Raw genomic sequence first — 18337 nt, 5'->3', positions numbered from 1 at the left:
CTCCGCCTCCTCCAGGATCTCCAGCTGGCGCACCGCAGCGGGGGGCGAAAGAGACCAGGATTCTCGTGGTAGAGGGCCTCCAGGCGCATCGACAGGAGCTCCCCCAGATCCCGACGGTGATCCTCCTGGCGACGCTCCACCTCCCGCGCCTGCCGCTGCTGAGCGCGATGAAAAGCCAGAATCAGCCGGGCCGCCCGCCGGAAGCCCCGCTCCGTCGCCTCCCGCAGGGCCACCAAGGCTCTCCCGGCATCCGCCACACCTCCTTCAAAGCCAGCAGCGCCCACAACGGCTCCCCTGACCGGAGGTCAACCTCCCAATAGCGGCCCGAGGTGCCGCGCCCCTATGGTCGCAATCCTCCGAAACCGGTCCGGATGGCGCTCCTTCCCAACAGCCAGAGGGGGAGGCCCTCTCTCCGGCCGGAGCCACAGGACGGCTTCCATTGACAGATGTGCCGGATCGCGCTAAATTTTAAGTGAAGGACAGGCCCCCATAGCTCAGGCTGGATAGAGCGTTGGCCTCCGGAGCCAAAGGTCGCGGGTTCGAGTCCCGCTGGGGGCTTGCATCGGGGCGGTCCATCAGGGGATGGATCGCCCCGCTTTTTTCTAAAGGAGGCAGCGGATGCCCCAGGAACCGGATCGCAACCTGGCCCTGGAGCTGGTCCGGGTGACCGAAGCAGCGGCCTTGGCCGCGGGCCGCTGGATGGGCCGAGGGGATCGAAACGCGGCGGATCGAGCGGCCGTGGAGGCCATGCGGCTGATGCTCCGCTCTATCGATATGGATGGCGTCGTGGTGATCGGCGAGGGGGAGAAAGACGAGGCCCCCATGCTCTACAACGGCGAGCGCATCGGGAACGGTCGCCCACCCCAGGTGGACGTGGCGGTCGATCCCATCGATGGCACCCGCCTGCTTGCCCTAGGCCGCCCGGGGGCGATCGCGGTGGTGGCCCTCTCCGAGCGGGGCACCATGTTCAGCCCAGGACGGATCGTCTACATGAACAAACTGGCCGTGGGCCCGGAAGCCCGCGAGGTCATCGATCTGGACGCGCCGATCCCTGAGAACCTGCGGCGGATCGCGTGGGCGAAAGGGAAGCATGTGGATGATCTCACAGTCGTGATCCTCGAGCGCGACCGCCACGCGGACCTGATCCGCGAGGTCCGGGCGGCCGGCGCCCGCATCAAGCTCATCACCGACGGCGATGTCTCCGCTGCCCTCATGACCGCCTTCCCCGACTCCGGGATCGATGTCCTGGTGGGGATCGGTGGATCGCCGGAGGCGGTGATCACCGCCGCCGCCCTGAAGTGCCTGGGCGGGGAAATCCACGCCCGGCTGTGGCCCCGGAACGAGGAGGAGCGCCGCTTCGCAGCGGAGATGGGCTACGACCTCCAGCGCATCCTCACCGCCGACGATCTGGTCCGAGGGGATAACATTTTCTTCGCCGCGACCGGCATCACCGATGGGGAGATCCTGCGGGGCGTGCGCTACACCGGGAACGGTGCCCGCACCCACTCTGTGGTCATGCGCTCCCGCTCCGGGACCATCCGGTTCGTGGAGGCCGATCACCGGTGGGACAAGCTGATGCGGATCAGCGGCTATCCTTACGACCAAGGCGCAGGAGCAGCCCCTCCACCAGCGCGCTAAGGGAAGCCGGGATCTCCCGCACCGTCCACCAGAGCCGGCGCGGCCCATACGGGGAGCGATCGGCCACAAGCCCCACGGCCTCGATGCCGGCGGCATCGCACAGCCACAGCGCCCGATCCAGATGGAAGCGCTGGGTGACCACCACGGCGCGGGTGAAGCCAAAGACCTCCCGCGCCCGCCGGCACGATGCCAATGTCCGCGTGCCCTCCAGGTCCACCCGGAGGGCCTCTTCCGGGACCCCGAGGCGCAGAGCCAGACGCCGCATCGCCTCCGGTTCATTATGGAAGGGGGAAGATCGACCATCGCCGCTCAGCAGCAGCGCCCTCACCTTCCCCAGACGATACAGCTCGGCACCCGCCCGGACCCGATCGGCCAGCACCGCGGTGGGAGATCCATCGGCTCGGAGCCCGGCGCCCAGGATCAGGGCCACCGGCTGCGCCGGGACTTCCTCCGGCCGTTCGTAAATCCGCGGCGCGCCCCGAAGCCATAAATAGAGGCGGGCCAGCACCGGCGTCGCCACCCCAAGCGCCACGAGAAGGCCTAGATGCCCCCAGCGCATACGCAGCGTCCTGTTCGCTGGACTCATGAGGAAGATCGCCCGATCAAGAGTATACTCGCTCCCCGGATTGAGAAGGCCGAGATCTCGATCCCGTTCTCTCCACCTCTCCAAGAGCGGAATCCCTCCCGTAGAAACCCAGAGCGGGATCCCGCAACGCCTCGAAACGACCTAACTGCCGGCTGGCAGTCCTGGGAAGGCCCGGTTATGTTACAATGGGCGTAAAATGCCTCAGCTCAATCCGGAGCGGGCCCGATGAAATTAATCCTGGCCATCATCCAGGACGAAGATGCCCCGACAACGATCCAGGTGCTCGTAGATCACGGCTATCGGGTGACCCGGATCGCCTCCACCGGTGGATTCCTGCGCCAGGGCAACACCACCCTGCTGATCGGCGTGGAGGATCCTCAAGTCCCGGGGGTGATCGAGATCCTACGGCGCTGTTGCCGGACCCGAACCAGTTATCTGCCGGTAGCCGTGGAGGCCACCGGGCTCCTGCAGGCCCATATGATCGAAGTGGAAGTCGGCGGGGCCACGATCTTCGTCCTGGACGTCGAGCGCTTCGAAACCCTTTAAGAGGCCGGGGGCATGAAGCTGATCCTCGCCGTGTTGCCGGAGAAAGCGGCCACGCTGGCTTCCGACCAGCTGGTGGCCCAGGGTTATCGGGTAACCCGTCTGGCCTCCACGGGCGGCTTCATGCGCCGCGGGAGCGCCACGCTCCTCATCGGCGCGGAGGAGGAACAGGTGGAAACCGCCCTTCGCCTCCTGCGGGAAGCCCGGCAGCAGATCCGAGGGGATCCCGGAGGGATTGCGATTGTGCTGAACGTGTCCCGCTTCGAGCGCTTTTAATGCGGCAGGCTTTCTCGAAGCGCTCGGAGGATTCGGGGATCACCTCGATCACCTTCTCCCGGAGGAAACCGGATGCTACCCGAATGGCAGCCGCTGGCTCAGGTGAAGGCCGCTCATCTGCCCCGCCTGTTAACCCGCCGCCACGTGGTCGGAGTGGGGATCGGCTATAAAGTGAAGGGGGGTCAGACGCTGGATATCCTCAGCGTGGTGGTCTCGGTGGAGCGGAAGCTTCCCGCCGCTCAGCTGGCTCCCTCGGATCGGATCCCCCCTGCCCTGGATGGGTTTCCCACCGATGTGATCGAGACCGGACGATTCCGGGCCTTCCAGGATCCCACCCGCCGTTACCGCCCCGCTCCCCCCGGCGTTTCCATTGGACACCCGCTGGTCACCGCGGGGACGTTCGGCTGCGTGGTGCGCCGGGGGAACGAGCTCTTCATCCTGAGCAACAACCACGTCCTGGCGGCGATCAATCGCGGCCGTCCGGGGGATCGAATCCGGCAGCCCGGCCCGGTGGATGGCGGAACGGTGGCCGATGAGATCGCTGAGCTGGTGGAATTCATCCCGATCCACTTCAGCGATGAGCCGGCCACCTGCCCATGGGCGGAGCTCTTCACGCGCTGGTTGAACGAGCTGCTGCGCCTCCTCGGCTCCTCCCACCGCCTCCAGGCGGTTCGAAGGCGGACGGCGCCCAATGAGGTCGACGCCGCTATCGCCCGCCCGCTCCACCTGAGCGATATCACCCCCGCCATTCTGCAGATCGGCATCCCCAAGGGAGTGGCAACCCCCACGCTGGGGATGGAAGTCCAGAAATTCGGGCGGACCACCCAGTATACCCGCGGGCGGATCATCCAGGTGGATGTCACGGCGAACGTGGATTACGATGGGCGGGTGGCAACATTCCAGGGACAGGTCATGGCTGGGGCCATGAGCGCACCGGGGGACTCCGGCTCGGCGATCCTGGACCTGAATGGTCGCCTGGTCGGCCTGCTCTTCGCCGGATCGGAGACCACAACATTGATCCACCCGATAGAGCGCGTGCTTCAGGCGCTGCGCGTCGAGGCGGTGGTGGAGGAATGAGGGATGGAAGGACTGAGCTGGCTGTGGCCGATCGGGCTGATGGCTGTGCTGTGGGCCGGGATGTCCGAGGAGGAAGCTCGCCGGGCCCTCGCCCGGGGGCTGGCGGCCGGGGTGGTGGCGCTGACCATGTGGGGAATGACCGGCTTCGCGTGGGCCTTCGGGGGCATCGGATTGTGGGTGGAGCGGCCGGAGTTCCAGGCCTTACAGCGGGTGTACACCCTGGGGGCGGATCCCCAGCCGCTCTGGAGTGTGATCGGATTAAGCGGATTTTTCTTCCACGCGGTGGAGCAATCGCCGGCCATCGCCGCCCTGTGGCTCCATTACGCCCCCGCCGTACTGACCGGCGCGATCCTTCTGGGCTTCGGGCTGGAAGGGTGGTCTCCCTTCGCCGTCGCCCTGGTCAGCATCGGGTTCGGGGGATTCGTCCTGCCTGTGGGGATGCACTGGGTTTGGGGGAACGGGTGGCTGAGCCGCCTGGGCCTCACCCTGAACCTTGGCCACGGGGTCGTGGACCCCGCCGGGGCGGGGGTTGTGCTCGCCCTTTCCGGAGGGGCGCTCCTCGGGCTCCTGCTCCCATGGTCCCCACGACAGCCCAGCCCGGAGCGAGTCTTCCCGCCAGTGCATCTTCCCCTCCTGGGAGCGTGGGGGAGCTTGCTCTTTGGGATCGGATGGCTCTTCTGGCTCACCACGGATCCCCTCGCGGCCGCCCGACCGGCCCTGGATCCCGTGCTCCTGGCTCGAAACGGATGGCTGGGGGTTGTGGGGGCGGCCCTGGGGGCCGGGCTCTACACCGGCCTGGTCGCCCGCGAAATGGACACCCTGATGATCCTGCGGGCCATGACCGTGGGGTGGATCGCAGGGATCAGCGCGGCCCCCTTCACCGGCCCGTGGCTGGCCGGGGGATGGGGCCTTCTGATCGGCCTGGGGACGCCCCCGCTGGTCTATGGTCTTCGCCGGTGGGGCATAACCCCCCAGAGCCTGGCCCTGCTTTACGGGGCGGCGGGGATCCTGGGGTTGCTGGCAGTGGGGGTGCTGGCCGATGGCCGGGCCGGGGTGGGATGGAATGAAGTGGGGCGCGAAACGTTTATGGGCGTTCCGAACCTCGGCGTGGTCGGGGTTCCGGGCTGGGGATCGCCCGCCGATCCGGGCCAACTCACCGCTGAGGGAGTGGGAGGAATGGTCCTCAGCCTCTGGGGATTCCTCGCGATGGGGGGCCCGGCCGCGGGGATCCGATGGGGATGGAAGCAGTGGCAGCGACGTCGCAAGAAAGCGGTGGGACTTGCAGCGCCTTCACCCGTCTCTTCTCAAAACCCTGAAGAGGGAAAGACCCCGGAAGGGGTCTCCACCGATTCATGAGCTCTGTCACCGGCCCTTCTTCATTTCCTCAATCGCTCCTCCTCAAACACATCCGCGAACATCACCAGCACCTGTCCGGCCATAAAGCGCGACAGGTCCGCGGAGGCTTCCACGGCCTCCGGCGAACGCAATGCGGCTTCCATGACCGCCCGATCATCGAAATACATCTCCACCATCAGATGGAACGGGGAAACGCCGATGGGCGTGCCCCAGATCCGGGAAACCTCCAGCCGGCGAAGATACGGGATCCGCTCGATGCGGGCCAGATGCTGCACCAACCACCGCTCGAAGGCCTCGACATCCGCGGGGGTGCGATACAGCGTGATGACCTTCACCATTCCTGGGCTCCCAGGACTTCATGAGGACTATGAAATTATCGCCCCCGCAAGCGACGGCGGACCTCCCGACAATGGGGGCAATCCCAGCCCACGTATTCCCGGCCGCAGGTGCGGCAGACATGGGGGGAAAGGGGAGTTTCTTCTGAAAGAGAGGCTAGGATGAGAACGACCTCATGTCCTTCCCAGGCAGCCAGCCACCCCTCGACAGGCGTCTCACCCACCCACCAGCGACCCTCGGCATCCCGATGGAGGAGGCCGCGCAAGACTCGGGCCTCCAGCTCATAGGCCGCAGTGGCCAGCTCCAGCACGCTCGCTTTCCGCAAGGACATCCCGCTCCTCCTCGATTTCATGAGCCTCCGCCCGCTCCACCTCCAGATGGCCACCCTTCATCACGCGATAGCGATCGAAATCCCGGGCCACCCAAACATGGGGGAAAAAGGCCATCGCCTCCTGTCGGATCTCCCGCTCCCGATACCGCCGGGAGAGATGGGTCAGGATCAGGTGCCCCACCTGAGCGGCCCGGGCCAGCCATCCCGCCTCCGCCGCCGTGATGTGATCATGGCGACGGGCCAGCTCCCGATCCGGCTCCAGATACGTGGCCTCAATGACGAGAACCCCCACTCCGTGCACCGCTTCCACCAGGTCATCCACCCGTCCGGCATCGCCCACCAGGGCCAGCGAGGCGCCCTCCACCGGCGGCCCCAGCACCTCCTCCGGCGTCACCACCCGCCCGTCCGGCAGGGTGACCGGATATCCCTGTACCAGGCGGCGCCGCTCCGGGCCCGGTGGGATCCCCAGGGCTTCCGCCTTTTCCACCAGGAAGGGGCGCCGCGGCTTCTCCCGGAAAAGATACCCCAGGCTATCTCCTCCCCGGTGGCTCACCGGGAAGGCGTAAACGCTGAACTTCTCATCATCGAACAGCAGGCCGGGTTCAATGACGTGGAAGGAGATCTCAATGGACGGCCGCACCCCGCGAAGGACCACCCGGTGGATTAGATCCTTCACCCGCTCGATGGCGCCGCGGCGGCCATATATGGCTACCCGTGGGAGGATCTCCCAGCGCATCACCGTGGAGAGGAACCCCGCCAGCCCCAGGATGTGATCCAGATGGGCATGGGTCAGCAGGATAGTCTCCAGGCGGCGGAAGCCCAGGCCGCTCTTCAACAATTGCCGCTGGGTGCCCTCCCCACAATCCACCAGGAACCGCCGGTCCTCGAACATCACCACATGGGCCGGCAGCCCACGGCGGATGGATGGTGCGGAGGCGGAAGTTCCCAGGAAGACGATCTCGATCATGGATGGCTTCCCTGAGCGCTACAGAGGATGAACGCGCACTTCGCCCGGCCCACCCTCTTCCCCAAGCACCTCAAACCGGTCCCCTACGAAATGGCAGGCGACCCAGACGCTGGTGAGCAGGTGGCTGGTGATGCGGGATGTGGTGAAGCGGGAGACGCCTGGCGAGAGCGCCATCGGGAGGATCAGCTGATCGGCCAGGTGGGGGTCCACCGCGGCGTTCGAGCGGTGGAAGGCCAGCAGCTCCGCCACGGCCTCTTCCGCTACTTTCTCCGCTGGCACTCCCTTCTTGCCATAGGCGGAAGCGCCTGCCCGGATGTGAGCATATTCCGCGATCAGAAAGATCCCCGACCCCGGCCCCGGGCTCTCCACCTGAATCGCCTCCACTTCATCCGGAAGGCCGGCCTCCCGTAACAGCCGGTTCGCCCGTCCCGCCATCCGTTTGGCGATCTCCAGCGGCAGATGGGAGACCGCCGCCCATCCCCACAATCGACGAAGCGGCCCCCGCTGATCGAGGACGATCGGTTTCAGGCGATATAACCCCTCTCCCTCCAGCGGGCCGTGGACATCGAGCTGAATCTCGCCACCGCCCACGGGATACCAGCCCCAACGCTCCAGATGGACTTCGGCATGGAGCCCCATCCGGCTCAGGCACGGCAGCCACACATCTCGCACATAGTGGAACGGCGGGCTCCAAGGCACATGCGTGCCGCCCCGCAGCGTCACCCGAGAGGTCCCCGGCGCGTAAGCCAGGGGCAGGAGGATGGCCTGCAGGATCAACGTCACGGAGCCGGCGCTACCCCCCGCCCGAGCCGCCCCCACATCCACGGTGTAGGTGCCCGGGGAAGGCGGGGACTGGGGAACAAAGGTGAGCGTTGTCGAGCCCAGGGCGGCCCCCTGAACCTGGGCGCGGCAGAGCATGGCAGCCGCCTTCACCGCGCTGAGATGTTGCGCCTGCAGGCCCGGGTTCGGACGGCGAGCCCGGATGTTCTCCACCCGCACCGGCCGCCCGGTGAGGACGGAGAGGGCCAGGGCCGAACGCAGGATTTGCCCGCCGCCCTCTCCATAGCTTCCGTCGAGCGCCACCATCGACAACGCTGCCGACGACCTCCCACGGAATGCAGACATCCCGCCCATCTGGATTCCACCCAGGCAGGATACGATTCCGCCCAGGCAGATCCCCTCCGGCTCCAGGGATCCGGAGGCCAGCCATCCACTGGAAGGGCTACACGGAGGCTCCTATCACCCCATAGAGTATACCATTGGGCGGCTTCGGATTTCAGAAGCGCCTGTTGAACCATCGACAGACCTCATTCGCGGATCCTTTCCGATCCTGGCGGCTCCATCCGCCACATCCGGCGGGTGTGGGCGCGGACAGCCTCCCGGCGCCAGAACATCGGCCGTGCCCGCCCCTCATACCATAAAGCGAACTGATCGAAATAATGAGGGGAAGCAGGAGAGCCACCCTGACCCCCCGGGAGCACGGCCAGGCAGCGATCCCAATCATGGAGATCCGCCACGAACCGCCATGAGGGGAGTGCTCCCAACCGCCCGCCCAACTGGTTCCCCTGAAAGCCCGCCTGCAGCGGCGTGTCGCCATCGCCTCCCAGCGGGAAGGGCCCTCGATTGAAGAACGGCGCCAGCACCGGAGCATGGCCCAGCACGTGCGAAAGGGTCACCCGATGGACTCGCCCCCAAGTCCATCGAGCGGGGTTCTTCCCCAGACGCCGCCGCAACCATCGAACCGCTTCCCGGAAAGCCTCTGCTACCCAGGCCACGGCCGGGCGCTCCCCCAACCAGAAGGGATCCCCACGCCGAAGGATCGCCCGCAACGCGTGAGGAGCGGTGCGATAGAAGGAGTGGCCCGGCAGAAAGGTGTTGAGCGGTTCCCCCAGATACCGGCGCCACGTCGACCCCAGCCAGGGTTTTAGGAGATGTCTCAACAACATCCACTCCACCGCGGCCACGATCGTCGGCGCGATCCCCTCCGGATCCATCCGCCCGTCCCATGCCTTGACCTGCGCCAGCAGCCAAGCTTCCTCCTCATCGGCCGGTTCCACCTGCGCCAGCCATAGCTTCCACTCTCGGGCGGCCAGCGAAACCACATCCGCCTGGATGGTCAGACAATCGGCCGCGGTCAGGCGGGGCGTGGATTCCAGCCGCTCGCGGATCCGCCGCGCCCGATGATCGGGCATCCACTCCGCGCTGATGAAATACGGATAGCGGGATCCGACGATGCGATGGTTAGCGGTCACCAGTATCCCCTCCGGCGGATCGAAAACCGAAGGCAGCGCCTCAAAGGGGATCTCCCCGATCCAGTCGTATTCCCCGCTCCAGCCCGGAACAGGAACCAGACCGTGGCCGCGGCGCCGGATGGGGATCCGGCCGGCCATCTGATAGCCAATGTGACCCTCCTGATCAGCGTAGACGAAATTGAGCACGGGACCCGGCCAGTATCGCAGCGCTTCCCGGAAGGATTCCCAGTGATGCGCCCGGTTCAGCCGGAGGATGGCTTCCAGCCATGTCTCCGCCGGCGCTCCAGCCCAGGCCAGGGCCAGGCCGATCCGGGGCCAGGGGATCCCTTCCGGCTCATATTCGGGGAGCCCATCGGTCAGCACCGGGCCGTGACGGGTGACCCGCAGACAGAACCGCTCCGGCGTGCGCTTCCCCCGGACCCGGATTTCGATCTCCCGGACCTCCGCCCGGGCCCATCCGTCCGGCGTCTCGTAGCGCAGCGGATCCTCCGGATCGAAGCGCTCGATGAACCAGTCCTGGGTGTCAGCGATGACGGCGGTCGCTCCCCACGCTATGGCCTCGTTGTGCCCCAGCACCACCCCGGGCAGGCCGGGTGCCGTCACCCCAGCGACCGCGAACCCTTCCGGCTCGCAGACGAGATGCTGCTCATACCAGATGCTGGGAAGGGAAAGGGGAAGATGGGGGTCGTTGGCAAGGATCGGAAACCCGGTGGCCGTTCGGGATCCCGCGACCACCCAGTTGTTGCTGCCGATCCCCTCGCGGGGCCCGAGCCAGCGGGCCAGGGCCGCATAGATCTCGAGCAGCCGTTCCGCCAGGGGCTCGATGCCCATGGTCTCGGAGAAGAGGGCGGTCTCGCCAAAGAGAGCTTCCGGCTCCAGGTCCGCCGCCCGCTCCCCCAGGGCCCGGGCCATGGCCACCCGGCACAGTTCACTATCCCAGTTCCAAGAGAGGGACCAAGCGATCACCAGCCCCCAGGCCGCGCTGTGCTCCGGGGCCCATGGGAAATTGGGGAGGGGAACCAGCCGATCCTCCGGCCCAGCGGGGCCACAGCGGAAGGCCGCCGTAACCCCCGCTGCATAGGCCGCGAGGAGTCTTCGCTGATCCTCGGGGAGCCGCTGCAAGCCAGCCCGCGCGTGTTCCACCCATCCGATCCCCCGGGCGAAGCGGTCCATCTCCAGCCCCATGGGGCCGAAGACCTCGCTCAGGCGGCCCAGGGCGACCAGGCGATTGAACCGCATCTGCCACCCTCGATCGCGCCCGTGGGCGAAGCCCTGCGCGAAGAAGAGATCGGCCAGCGTGCGCGCCTCGATGTGGGGGATCCCCCACTCATCGAACCGGATCTCCACCGGAGCCTGAAGCCCTTCCAGACGGAAAAGCCGGGAACGAGCCATCGCGGCCTCCTGCCGGCGAGAAGAGAGGATTCCACCTATCCCCCAGCGATTTTCTTTAGATTATTGAGGCATCCCCACCCTGCTGCAAACGCCGCCGTGGATCCAGACGAGGCAGACATCGGAAGCGCTTTTCGGATCCATGCCTCGTCCAACCCTCGATCCCCATCTTTCCAGGTTCCCGGATCCTTAAGTTATAATGAAAAACACGTCCTTATTCGTTGGATGGCCCTTATTCCATACCCGGAGCGGACTTATGCGAATCGAGATTCTGGAAGACCGGCTGGAGCAGTTACGGCGTTTGCGGGCGGAGGCCCAGCTGGGCGGGGGGCCAGAGCGGATCGCTCAGCAGCACGCCAAAGGCAAGCTCACGGCCCGTGAGCGCCTGGAGCTTCTGCTGGACAAGGGATCCTTCCGCGAGGTGGATCCTTTCGTCACCACCCGGGTCACCGACTTCGGGCTGGCGGAGCGCCGCTACCTGGGGGATGGGGTGGTGACCGGATGGGGCACCATCGACGGGCGCCTGGTTTACGTCTACGCCCAGGACTTCACGGTCCTGGGAGGGAGCCTCGGGGAGGGCCATGCCCGGAAGATCGTGAAGATCATGGACATGGCGATGAAGAACGGAGCACCCCTCATCGGCCTCAACGACTCCGGCGGCGCCCGGATCCAGGAGGGGGTCCTCTCCCTCGGGGGCTACGCCGACATCTTCCTGCGCAACGTCATGCTCTCCGGCGTGGTGCCGCAGATCAGCGCCATCCTGGGGCCGTGCGCCGGGGGGGCCGTCTATTCCCCTGCCCTCACGGATTTCATTTTTATGGTCCGCGGGACCAGCTATATGTTCATCACAGGCCCTGATGTCGTGAAGGCCGTCACCCACGAGGAAGTCACCTTCGAGCAGCTGGGCGGAGCGGACGTCCATACGACCATCAGCGGCGTAGCCCACTTCGCCGCCGACACCGAGGCCGACCTCTTTTATATGATCCGCAAGCTCCTTTCGTATCTCCCCTCGAACAACATGGAGGATCCTCCCTATGTACCCAACGGCGACGATCCGCTGCGCACCGAGGAGCGCCTCAACACCCTCATCCCCGAGGATCCCACCCGACCCTACGACGTTAAGGAAGTGATCCGCCTGATCGTGGACAACGGAGAGCTCTTCGAGGTCCAACCGGATTATGCTCCCAACATCGTCATCGGCTTCGCTCGGCTGGGCGGGCACAGCGTGGGGATCGTCGCCAACCAGCCGGCCGTGCTGGCAGGCGTGTTGGACATCAAGGCCAGCGAGAAGGCGGCCCGCTTCGTTCGCTTCTGTGACGCCTTCAACATCCCGATCATCACCTTCGAGGATGTTCCCGGCTTCATGCCGGGGGTCGCCCAAGAGCACGGCGGCATCATCAAAGCCGGGGCCAAACTCCTTTACGCCTACGCCGAGGCCACCGTCCCCAAGATCACGGTGATCATCCGCAAGGCTTACGGCGGCGCCTACTGCGTGATGAACTCCCGGCATCTGCGGGCAGACCTGGTGCTGGCCTGGCCCACGGCGGAGCTGGCGGTGATGGGGCCAGAGGGCGCGGTCAACATTATCTTTCGGCGGGAGATCGCCGAGGCCGCAGACCCCGAGGCCCGGCGGGCGGAGCTGGTGGCGGAATATCGGGCCCGCTTCGCCAACCCCTATGTGGCCGCCTCCTATGGCTTCGTGGACGACGTCATCGAGCCGAAGGAGACCCGCCCCCGCCTGATCAACGCCCTGGAGATGCTCCAGAACAAGCGGGACCAAAACCCGCCCAAGAAGCACGGGAACATCCCGCTGTGATCCTCCAGCGCTCCCCATCAGGAGTCCGACCATGTTCCGCAAAGTCCTGATCGCTAACCGGGGCGAGATCGCCGTGCGGATTATCCGGGCCTGTCGCGAGCTGGGCATCCGCACCGTGGCCGTGTTCTCCGAAGTGGACCGGAACGCCCTGCACGTGCGGTATGCCGATGAAGCCTACTGCATCGGGCCGGCCCCGGCCCGCGAAAGCTACCTACGCATCGACAAGCTCATCGACGTCGCCCGCCGGGCAGGCGCCGACGCCATCCATCCAGGCTACGGGTTCCTGGCGGAACGGCCGGATTTCGCCGAAGCCTGCGAGGAAGCCGGCATCGTCTTTATCGGCCCGCCTCCTCGGGCCATCGGGGCCATGGGCGACAAGGCCACCGCCCGCAAAATGGCCAAAGCCCTGGGCGTCCCGATTGTCCCCGGCACGGACGGCGGGCTCTCGGATGAAGACCTGATGGAGGCCGCCCGGCGCATCGGCTTCCCCATTCTGATCAAGGCCTCCGCCGGCGGCGGCGGCAAGGGCATGCGGATCGTTCGCTCCCTCGAGGAGATGCCGGACGCCCTGGCGGCGGCCCGCCGCGAGGCCATGGCGGCCTTCGGGGACGACGACGTTTACCTGGAGAAATTGATCGAGGGCGCCCGCCACGTGGAGATTCAGATCCTGGCCGATCAGCACGGCAACGTCATCCACCTGGGGGAACGGGAGTGCTCCATCCAGCGCCGCCACCAGAAGCTCATCGAGGAATCGCCATCCCCCATCGTGGACGAGGACATGCGCCAGCGTATGGGGGAGGTGGCTGTGCGCATCGCCCAGGCCATCGGCTACGTGAACGCGGGCACGGTGGAGTTCTTGGTGGACAAGGATCGCAATTTCTATTTCATCGAAATGAACACCCGCCTCCAGGTAGAGCACCCGGTGACGGAGATGGTGACCGGCGTGGACATCGTTAAGGAGCAGATCCGTATCGCCCGGGGACGGAAGCTGCGCTACCGCCAGGAGGACATCCAGCAGACTGGCTGGGCCATCGAGTGCCGCATCACCGCTGAGGACCCCTTCAACGGCTTCATGCCCTCCACCGGCCGCATCGTCACCCTGGCCGAGCCCACTGGGCCCGGGGTGCGGGTGGACAGCGGGGTCTACGAAGGGTGCGAGATCACCCCGTATTACGACTCCCTCATCGCTAAGGTGATCACCTGGGGGGAAACCCGGGGCGAGGCCATCCTCCGGATGCGAAGGGCCTTGGAGGAGTTCCGCATCATCGGCATCCAGACCGTCATCCCCTTCCACCAGGCCATCTTGAACAGCACCCGCTTCCTGGCCGGCCACTTCGACACCAAGTTCGTGGAAGAGCGCTTCGCCATGGACGAGGAGACACCGCCCGAGCTGGAGGAGGTGGCGGCCATCATCGCCACCCTGGTCGCCCATCGCCGGGGCCAGGCGGCAGCCCACGTGGCCCGACGGGCCGGGCGGGCGATCAACGCATGGAAATGGGCCGGGCGCTGGGAGCAACTTCAGAGGAGCGGATGAGCCATGAAATACGTCGCCACCCTCAACGATAAAACGTTCACCATCGAAATCAACCACGAGAATCGGATCCTATTCGAAGGCGTCGAGCGGACCGTGGATTTCCGCCTGATCGACCAGCAGCACGTCTACTCCCTGCTTTTGGATAACGCCTCTTATGAGGCCCTCGTGGAGGAACGGGAAGGGGAATACTGGGTCTTCCTCCGCGGCTACCTCTTTGCCGTGCGCGTGGAGGATGAGCGGGAGCGGCGGCTGCGGGAAGCTTCGGGAGAACGCCACGGACCGGCTGGGGAGGTCGCCGTCAAGGCCCCCATGCCCGGCCTCATCGTCGCCGTGCCCGTTCAGGAAGGCCAGCCCGTCCGCAAGGGCGAGAAGCTGGTCCTCCTAGAGTCCATGAAAATGCAGAACGAGATCCGGGCTCCCCGCGATGGCACCGTGAAGTCCATCCGGGTGAAGCCCGGCCAGAGCGTGGAGCAGAACCAGATCCTGGTGATCCTGAGCTAACGCCCCATCCGCTGCAGGCGCTCCGTCTTGAATCCGAAAAAAGGGAGGCCTCGATGGCGATCGGGATCTCGATCCCAGTGCGGGAGATCCGGGAAGCGCAGCAACGATGGCAGGAGGCCCTTCGGGAGGCCCCTCAGCGTCGTCCCCGCTTCGAGACCCCCTCGGGCATCCCTCTGGAGCCCCTTTACACCCCCGCGGATGTCGAGGTCGACTACCTGCAGGACCTGGGGTTCCCAGGGGAGTTCCCCTTCACCCGGGGGATCTATCGGACGATGTATCGGGGCCGCCTGTGGACCATGCGGCAATACGCCGGCTATGCCACCGCTGAGGAGTCCAACCGACGCTATCGCTACCTGCTGGCCCAGGGCCAGACCGGCCTCTCCGTCGCCTTTGATCTCCCCACCCAGCTGGGCTATGACGCCGATCACCCGCTGGCCCACGGGGAGGTCGGTCGGGTCGGGGTGAGCATCTGCTCCCTCGACGATATGCAGCGCCTCCTGGAGGGCATCCCCCTGGATCGAGTGAGCCTCTCGATGACCATCAACGCCCCCGCAGCCATCCTCCTGGCCATGGTCCTCGCCCTGGCCCGGGAACAGGGCGTGGACTGGAAACGGCTGCGGGGGACGGTTCAGAACGATATCCTCAAGGAATATGTGGCCCGCGGCCTGTATATCTTCCCGCCGGAGCCCTCCATGCGGCTCACCGTAGATGTGATGGCCTTCTGCCACCGACACGTGCCGAACTGGAACCCCATCAGCATCAGCGGCTATCACATTCGGGAGGCAGGGGCCACCGCAGTGCAGGAGGTGGCCTTCACCTTCGCCCACGCCCTGGAATATGTGCGGGCGGCCGCCCGGGCCGGCCTCTCTATCGACGACATCGGACCCCAGCTTTCGTTCTTTTTCAACGCCCACAACCATTTCCTCGAGGAAGTGGCCAAGTTCCGCGCCGCCCGCCGGCTGTGGGCCCGGCTGACTCGGGATCGCCTAAGGGCCACCCGCCCCGAGGCCATGATGCTCCGCTTTCACGTCCAGACCGGCGGCAGCACCCTCACCGCCCAGCAGCCTGAGAACAACATCATCCGGGTGACGGTTCAGGCCCTGGCCGCTATCCTGGGCGGCTGCCAGTCCCTCCACACCAACGCCATGGACGAAGCCCTCTGGCTGCCCACTGAGAAATCCGCCCGGATCGCCCTGCGCACCCAGCAGATCCTCGCTTATGAATCCGGGGTGGCCGACACCATCGATCCCCTGGCGGGCAGCTACGTCATCGAATACCTGACGACTGAGATCGAGCGCCGCGCGCTGGAGGAAATCGACCACATCGAGGCCATGGGCGGAGCGCTGCGGGCCATCGAGTCCGGCTATATCCAGCGGGCCATCGCCGAATCCGCCTACCGGACCCAGCAGGCCATCGAGTCGGGCGAGCAGATCATCGTCGGGGTGAACGCTTTCCAGGTGGAGGAAGAGCCCGCCGATCTGGAGCGGTTGAAAGTGGACCCCACTATCGAGGAAGCCCAGAAGGCGCGGCTGCAGGAGCTGCGAGCCCGACGGGATGCCGAGCGGGCCTCGGCCCTCCTGAGCCACATCGAAGCGGCGGCCCGCCAGCCCAACGAGCCCCTCATGCCACTGTTCGTGGAGGCGGTGGCCGCGGGCGTCACCTTGGGGGAGATCTGTGGGGTGCTGCGCCAAATATGGGGGGAATACCGTCCGCCGGAGGTCCTGTGAAGCCCAGGACGTAGGCGGGCATCCCATACCAGAGCCTTGGCACGAGGGCCGGCGCGCTGGCTCGGATGATGGCGTGGAGCCGCATGGCCATCGCGCGGTCGGGTTCGGGCATCCCCTGGATCTTCTCCAGCACCGCCCTCTCCTCATCCGCCCGGGATCCATGACGCCCGGCGGCCTTCCGCTCCCGGGCAAGCTCCCGTATGGCGGCTCGCTCCTCCTCCGTGAACACCTCGCGTGCCTCGCCCACTACAGCCTTCCGGGAAGGGCGCGGTTTTTTCTTCATGACAGCACCCCCTTTCGGTTGTCCCTCCCCACAACCCTTCGGGCTGTAAAAAGCCGATACCACCCCCCACCGCAAACGCGGCCATCATAACACGTTTTCTTCCAGACATCTTCCCGCCCGTGGACCAGGTGCGTGCCTTCGCCGTCCTGGAATCGGACAGCGCACACAGGCAGTTCCCAGAACCCTTCGCGCCCACGCGGCCTATACCATATCGGTCTTGACAGGAAGTGAGCGGGCCGTATCATGATCCTAGACAGCTGAATACGGCCGAGGTGCCCGACGCCCCGGATGGCAGGGCTGAAAGGCGAAGTCCGGTGAAAGTCCGGCGCTGTCCCGCAACGGTAACCATGGCCGCAGCCGCGGACCATGGAAGCCCGGTCGCCCGCCTCGGCCTCCTCCGAGCCTCGCGGAAGGGGTAGGAGCGCCGCCGACCCGTCTCCGGGTCCCCTCGAGCTTTCCCGCGGCCTCCCTGTCCGTTCCGGCAGGGAGGCCGCCTGTTTCCGGCCTCCGACCGGGATGGGCCTCTGCCCCTTTCGACGAGGCCCCCATCCCGAACCTGGAGGTCGGACGATGCGACGGATCCTAGGATTCGCCCTGATCCTGATGGTCCTGGCCGGCTGCGCGGGGGCTCCTTCCCCCACGCCCACAGCGACACCGCTTCCGACGCAGACACCCTCGCCCACCGCCCTTCCCACGGCCACTCCCACGCCCGCGCCTTTCCTGAGCGTCACCGATGACTTCGGAAGGGCCGTGGTGCTGCCAGCCCGCCCGCAACGGATCGTCACCCTCGCGCCTTCCGCCACGGAGATGATCTTCGCCGTGGGAGCCGGCGATCGCCTTGTGGGGCGGGACGAGCTCTCGGATTACCCGCCGGAGGCGAAGAACGTCCCCAGCATCGGCGGCACCTACCCCTCGATCAACACGGAGGCAATCGTCGCCCTGCGCCCCGATCTGATCCTGGCCCCCGGCGTCATCAGCCCGGAGCAGGTGAAGGCGCTGGAGCGCCTGGGGCTGGTGGTGTTCCACCAGCGCACGCCCAAGGACATCGAAGAGATTTTCCAGCAGATCCAAATGGTAGGACGACTGACCGGGAATACGGAGCAGGCGGAAAAGACCATCGCGGACCTGCGATCCCGCCTCACGGCCATTGAGGAAAAAATCCGCCAGGCCCGCACCCGCCCCAAGGTCTTCTACGAGCTCGACGCCACCGATCCGGGCAAGCCGTGGACAGCCGGCCCCGGCTCCTTTATCGATCGATTGATCACCCGGGCCGGCGGGCAGAACATCGGGGCAAGCCTCTCCAGCGAGTGGGGACAGATCAGCCTGGAAGAATTGATCCGACAGGATCCGGATCTCATCATCTTGGGCACCGCCAATTACGGCGAGACGCCGGAGAAAGTCCGCCAGCGCCCGGGATGGAACCGCCTGCGGGCAGTGCGGGAAGGGCGGATCTATCCCATCAACGCGGACCTGATCTCCCGACCCGGTCCACGGATTGTCGATGGTTTGGAGGCACTGGCGCGGATCATCCATCCCGAGCTGTTCCCGCAACCGGCCGGGGAGGGCCCAGCGCGGATCGCGCTGCGGCTCCCGACGCTTGTGCGGTGATCCGGGCGCATGATCCTTCTTCGGGAGGGGCTTCCGTGGGCGCGGGTATATTCTCCGATCTTCCGCTCCGCTATCCTTGCCGCTCCCCAGAGAGCCCCTCCTCACCCTCCGGGTGGA

General features: G+C 66.3%; 17 protein-coding genes, 1 tRNA gene, 1 pseudogene and 1 riboswitch. Of the genes and pseudogenes, 11 read left to right on the top strand and 8 right to left on the bottom strand.

Annotated features, from left to right (window positions below):
- A partial coding sequence (locus tag ACFMO3_RS09495) for a hypothetical protein (protein ID WP_376790172.1) occupies window positions 1-233 on the bottom strand: 233 nt, incomplete at its 3' end.
- 250 nt (window positions 234-483) lie between these two features.
- On the opposite strand from ACFMO3_RS09495, the gene ACFMO3_RS09490 reads away from it, so the two are divergent.
- Window positions 484-558, top strand: a tRNA-Arg gene (locus tag ACFMO3_RS09490).
- Window positions 559-618: 60 nt separating this feature from the next.
- Window positions 619-1638, top strand: coding sequence for a class II fructose-bisphosphatase (gene glpX / locus ACFMO3_RS09485; protein WP_376790171.1), 1020 nt, complete (start codon window positions 619-621; stop codon window positions 1636-1638).
- Here the strand turns inward: glpX and ACFMO3_RS09480 are convergent.
- Window positions 1583-2197, bottom strand: coding sequence for a vancomycin high temperature exclusion protein (locus ACFMO3_RS09480; protein ID WP_376790170.1), 615 nt, complete (start codon window positions 2195-2197; stop codon window positions 1583-1585). The two genes, glpX and ACFMO3_RS09480, sit on opposite strands and share 56 nt — an antisense overlap.
- Before the next feature lie 252 nt (window positions 2198-2449).
- Between ACFMO3_RS09480 and ACFMO3_RS09475 the strand changes: the two genes are divergently transcribed.
- The 4 genes from ACFMO3_RS09475 (at window position 2450) to ACFMO3_RS09460 (ending at window position 5476) form a co-directional block, all read left to right on the top strand.
- The gene (locus ACFMO3_RS09475; protein WP_376790169.1) at window positions 2450-2770 is read left to right on the top strand and encodes a cyclic-di-AMP receptor; all 321 of its coding nucleotides are present in this window, start codon (window positions 2450-2452) and stop codon (window positions 2768-2770) included.
- A gap of 12 nt (window positions 2771-2782) precedes the next feature.
- Complete coding sequence (locus ACFMO3_RS09470) at window positions 2783-3043, top strand: cyclic-di-AMP receptor (protein ID WP_376790168.1); 261 nt, start codon at window positions 2783-2785, stop codon at window positions 3041-3043.
- Window positions 3044-3115: 72 nt separating this feature from the next.
- Window positions 3116-4120 carry a hypothetical protein gene (locus ACFMO3_RS09465; protein ID WP_376790167.1) on the top strand — a complete coding sequence of 335 codons (1005 nt, stop codon included), beginning with the start codon at window positions 3116-3118 and terminating at the stop codon, window positions 4118-4120.
- Between the two features lie 3 nt (window positions 4121-4123).
- The gene (locus ACFMO3_RS09460) at window positions 4124-5476 is read left to right on the top strand and encodes a hypothetical protein (RefSeq protein WP_376790166.1); all 1353 of its coding nucleotides are present in this window, start codon (window positions 4124-4126) and stop codon (window positions 5474-5476) included.
- Window positions 5477-5496: 20 nt separating this feature from the next.
- Here the strand turns inward: ACFMO3_RS09460 and ACFMO3_RS09455 are convergent, their stop codons facing one another.
- From ACFMO3_RS09455 to ACFMO3_RS09435, 5 genes are all read right to left on the bottom strand, one after another.
- Window positions 5497-5814, bottom strand: a complete 318-nt coding sequence (locus ACFMO3_RS09455; RefSeq protein WP_376790165.1) for an EthD family reductase — start codon at window positions 5812-5814, stop codon at window positions 5497-5499.
- A 35-nt stretch (window positions 5815-5849) separates the two neighbouring features.
- The gene (locus tag ACFMO3_RS09450) at window positions 5850-6143 is read right to left on the bottom strand and encodes a hypothetical protein (protein ID WP_376790164.1); all 294 of its coding nucleotides are present in this window, start codon (window positions 6141-6143) and stop codon (window positions 5850-5852) included.
- The gene (locus ACFMO3_RS09445) at window positions 6094-7110 is read right to left on the bottom strand and encodes an MBL fold metallo-hydrolase (RefSeq protein ID WP_376790163.1); all 1017 of its coding nucleotides are present in this window, start codon (window positions 7108-7110) and stop codon (window positions 6094-6096) included. The genes ACFMO3_RS09450 and ACFMO3_RS09445 overlap by 50 nt, the downstream gene beginning before the upstream one ends.
- A gap of 18 nt (window positions 7111-7128) precedes the next feature.
- The gene (gene rtcA, locus ACFMO3_RS09440) at window positions 7129-8202 is read right to left on the bottom strand and encodes an RNA 3'-terminal phosphate cyclase (RefSeq protein ID WP_376790162.1); all 1074 of its coding nucleotides are present in this window, start codon (window positions 8200-8202) and stop codon (window positions 7129-7131) included.
- A gap of 215 nt (window positions 8203-8417) precedes the next feature.
- The gene (locus ACFMO3_RS09435; protein ID WP_376790161.1) at window positions 8418-10754 is read right to left on the bottom strand and encodes a penicillin acylase family protein; all 2337 of its coding nucleotides are present in this window, start codon (window positions 10752-10754) and stop codon (window positions 8418-8420) included.
- A 253-nt stretch (window positions 10755-11007) separates the two neighbouring features.
- On the opposite strand from ACFMO3_RS09435, the gene ACFMO3_RS09430 reads away from it, so the two are divergent.
- From ACFMO3_RS09430 to ACFMO3_RS09415, 4 genes are read left to right on the top strand one after another with little or no spacing between them, the layout of a single operon-like run.
- A complete protein-coding gene (locus ACFMO3_RS09430; protein ID WP_376790160.1) occupies window positions 11008-12567 on the top strand; it encodes an acyl-CoA carboxylase subunit beta in 1560 nt (519 codons plus the stop codon).
- A 31-nt stretch (window positions 12568-12598) separates the two neighbouring features.
- Window positions 12599-14101 carry an acetyl-CoA carboxylase biotin carboxylase subunit gene (accC, locus tag ACFMO3_RS09425; protein ID WP_376790159.1) on the top strand — a complete coding sequence of 501 codons (1503 nt, stop codon included), beginning with the start codon at window positions 12599-12601 and terminating at the stop codon, window positions 14099-14101.
- A gap of 3 nt (window positions 14102-14104) precedes the next feature.
- A complete protein-coding gene (locus ACFMO3_RS09420; RefSeq protein WP_376790158.1) occupies window positions 14105-14602 on the top strand; it encodes an acetyl-CoA carboxylase biotin carboxyl carrier protein subunit in 498 nt (165 codons plus the stop codon).
- 53 nt (window positions 14603-14655) lie between these two features.
- Window positions 14656-16329: a methylmalonyl-CoA mutase gene (locus tag ACFMO3_RS09415; RefSeq protein ID WP_376790157.1), complete on the top strand. Its 1674-nt coding sequence runs from the start codon at window positions 14656-14658 to the stop codon at window positions 16327-16329.
- A 10-nt stretch (window positions 16330-16339) separates the two neighbouring features.
- On the opposite strand, the pseudogene ACFMO3_RS09410 reads toward ACFMO3_RS09415, so the two are convergent.
- Window positions 16340-16612 (bottom strand): annotated as a pseudogene (locus ACFMO3_RS09410) (hypothetical protein); the annotation flags it as partial.
- 253 nt (window positions 16613-16865) lie between these two features.
- Window positions 16866-17017: riboswitch (cobalamin riboswitch) on the top strand.
- 165 nt (window positions 17018-17182) lie between these two features.
- Between ACFMO3_RS09410 and ACFMO3_RS09405 the strand changes: the two are divergent.
- Window positions 17183-18220, top strand: a complete 1038-nt coding sequence (locus tag ACFMO3_RS09405) for an ABC transporter substrate-binding protein (protein ID WP_376790156.1) — start codon at window positions 17183-17185, stop codon at window positions 18218-18220.
- The last annotated feature ends 117 nt before the right edge of the window (window positions 18221-18337 follow it).

Origin of the sequence: Thermoflexus sp. (assembly GCF_042408815.1) — a bacterium.
GTDB lineage: Bacteria > Chloroflexota > Anaerolineae > Thermoflexales > Thermoflexaceae > Thermoflexus.
Note: the sequence above shows the minus strand (reverse complement) of the source record. Positions and strands in the feature narration are given on the sequence as shown.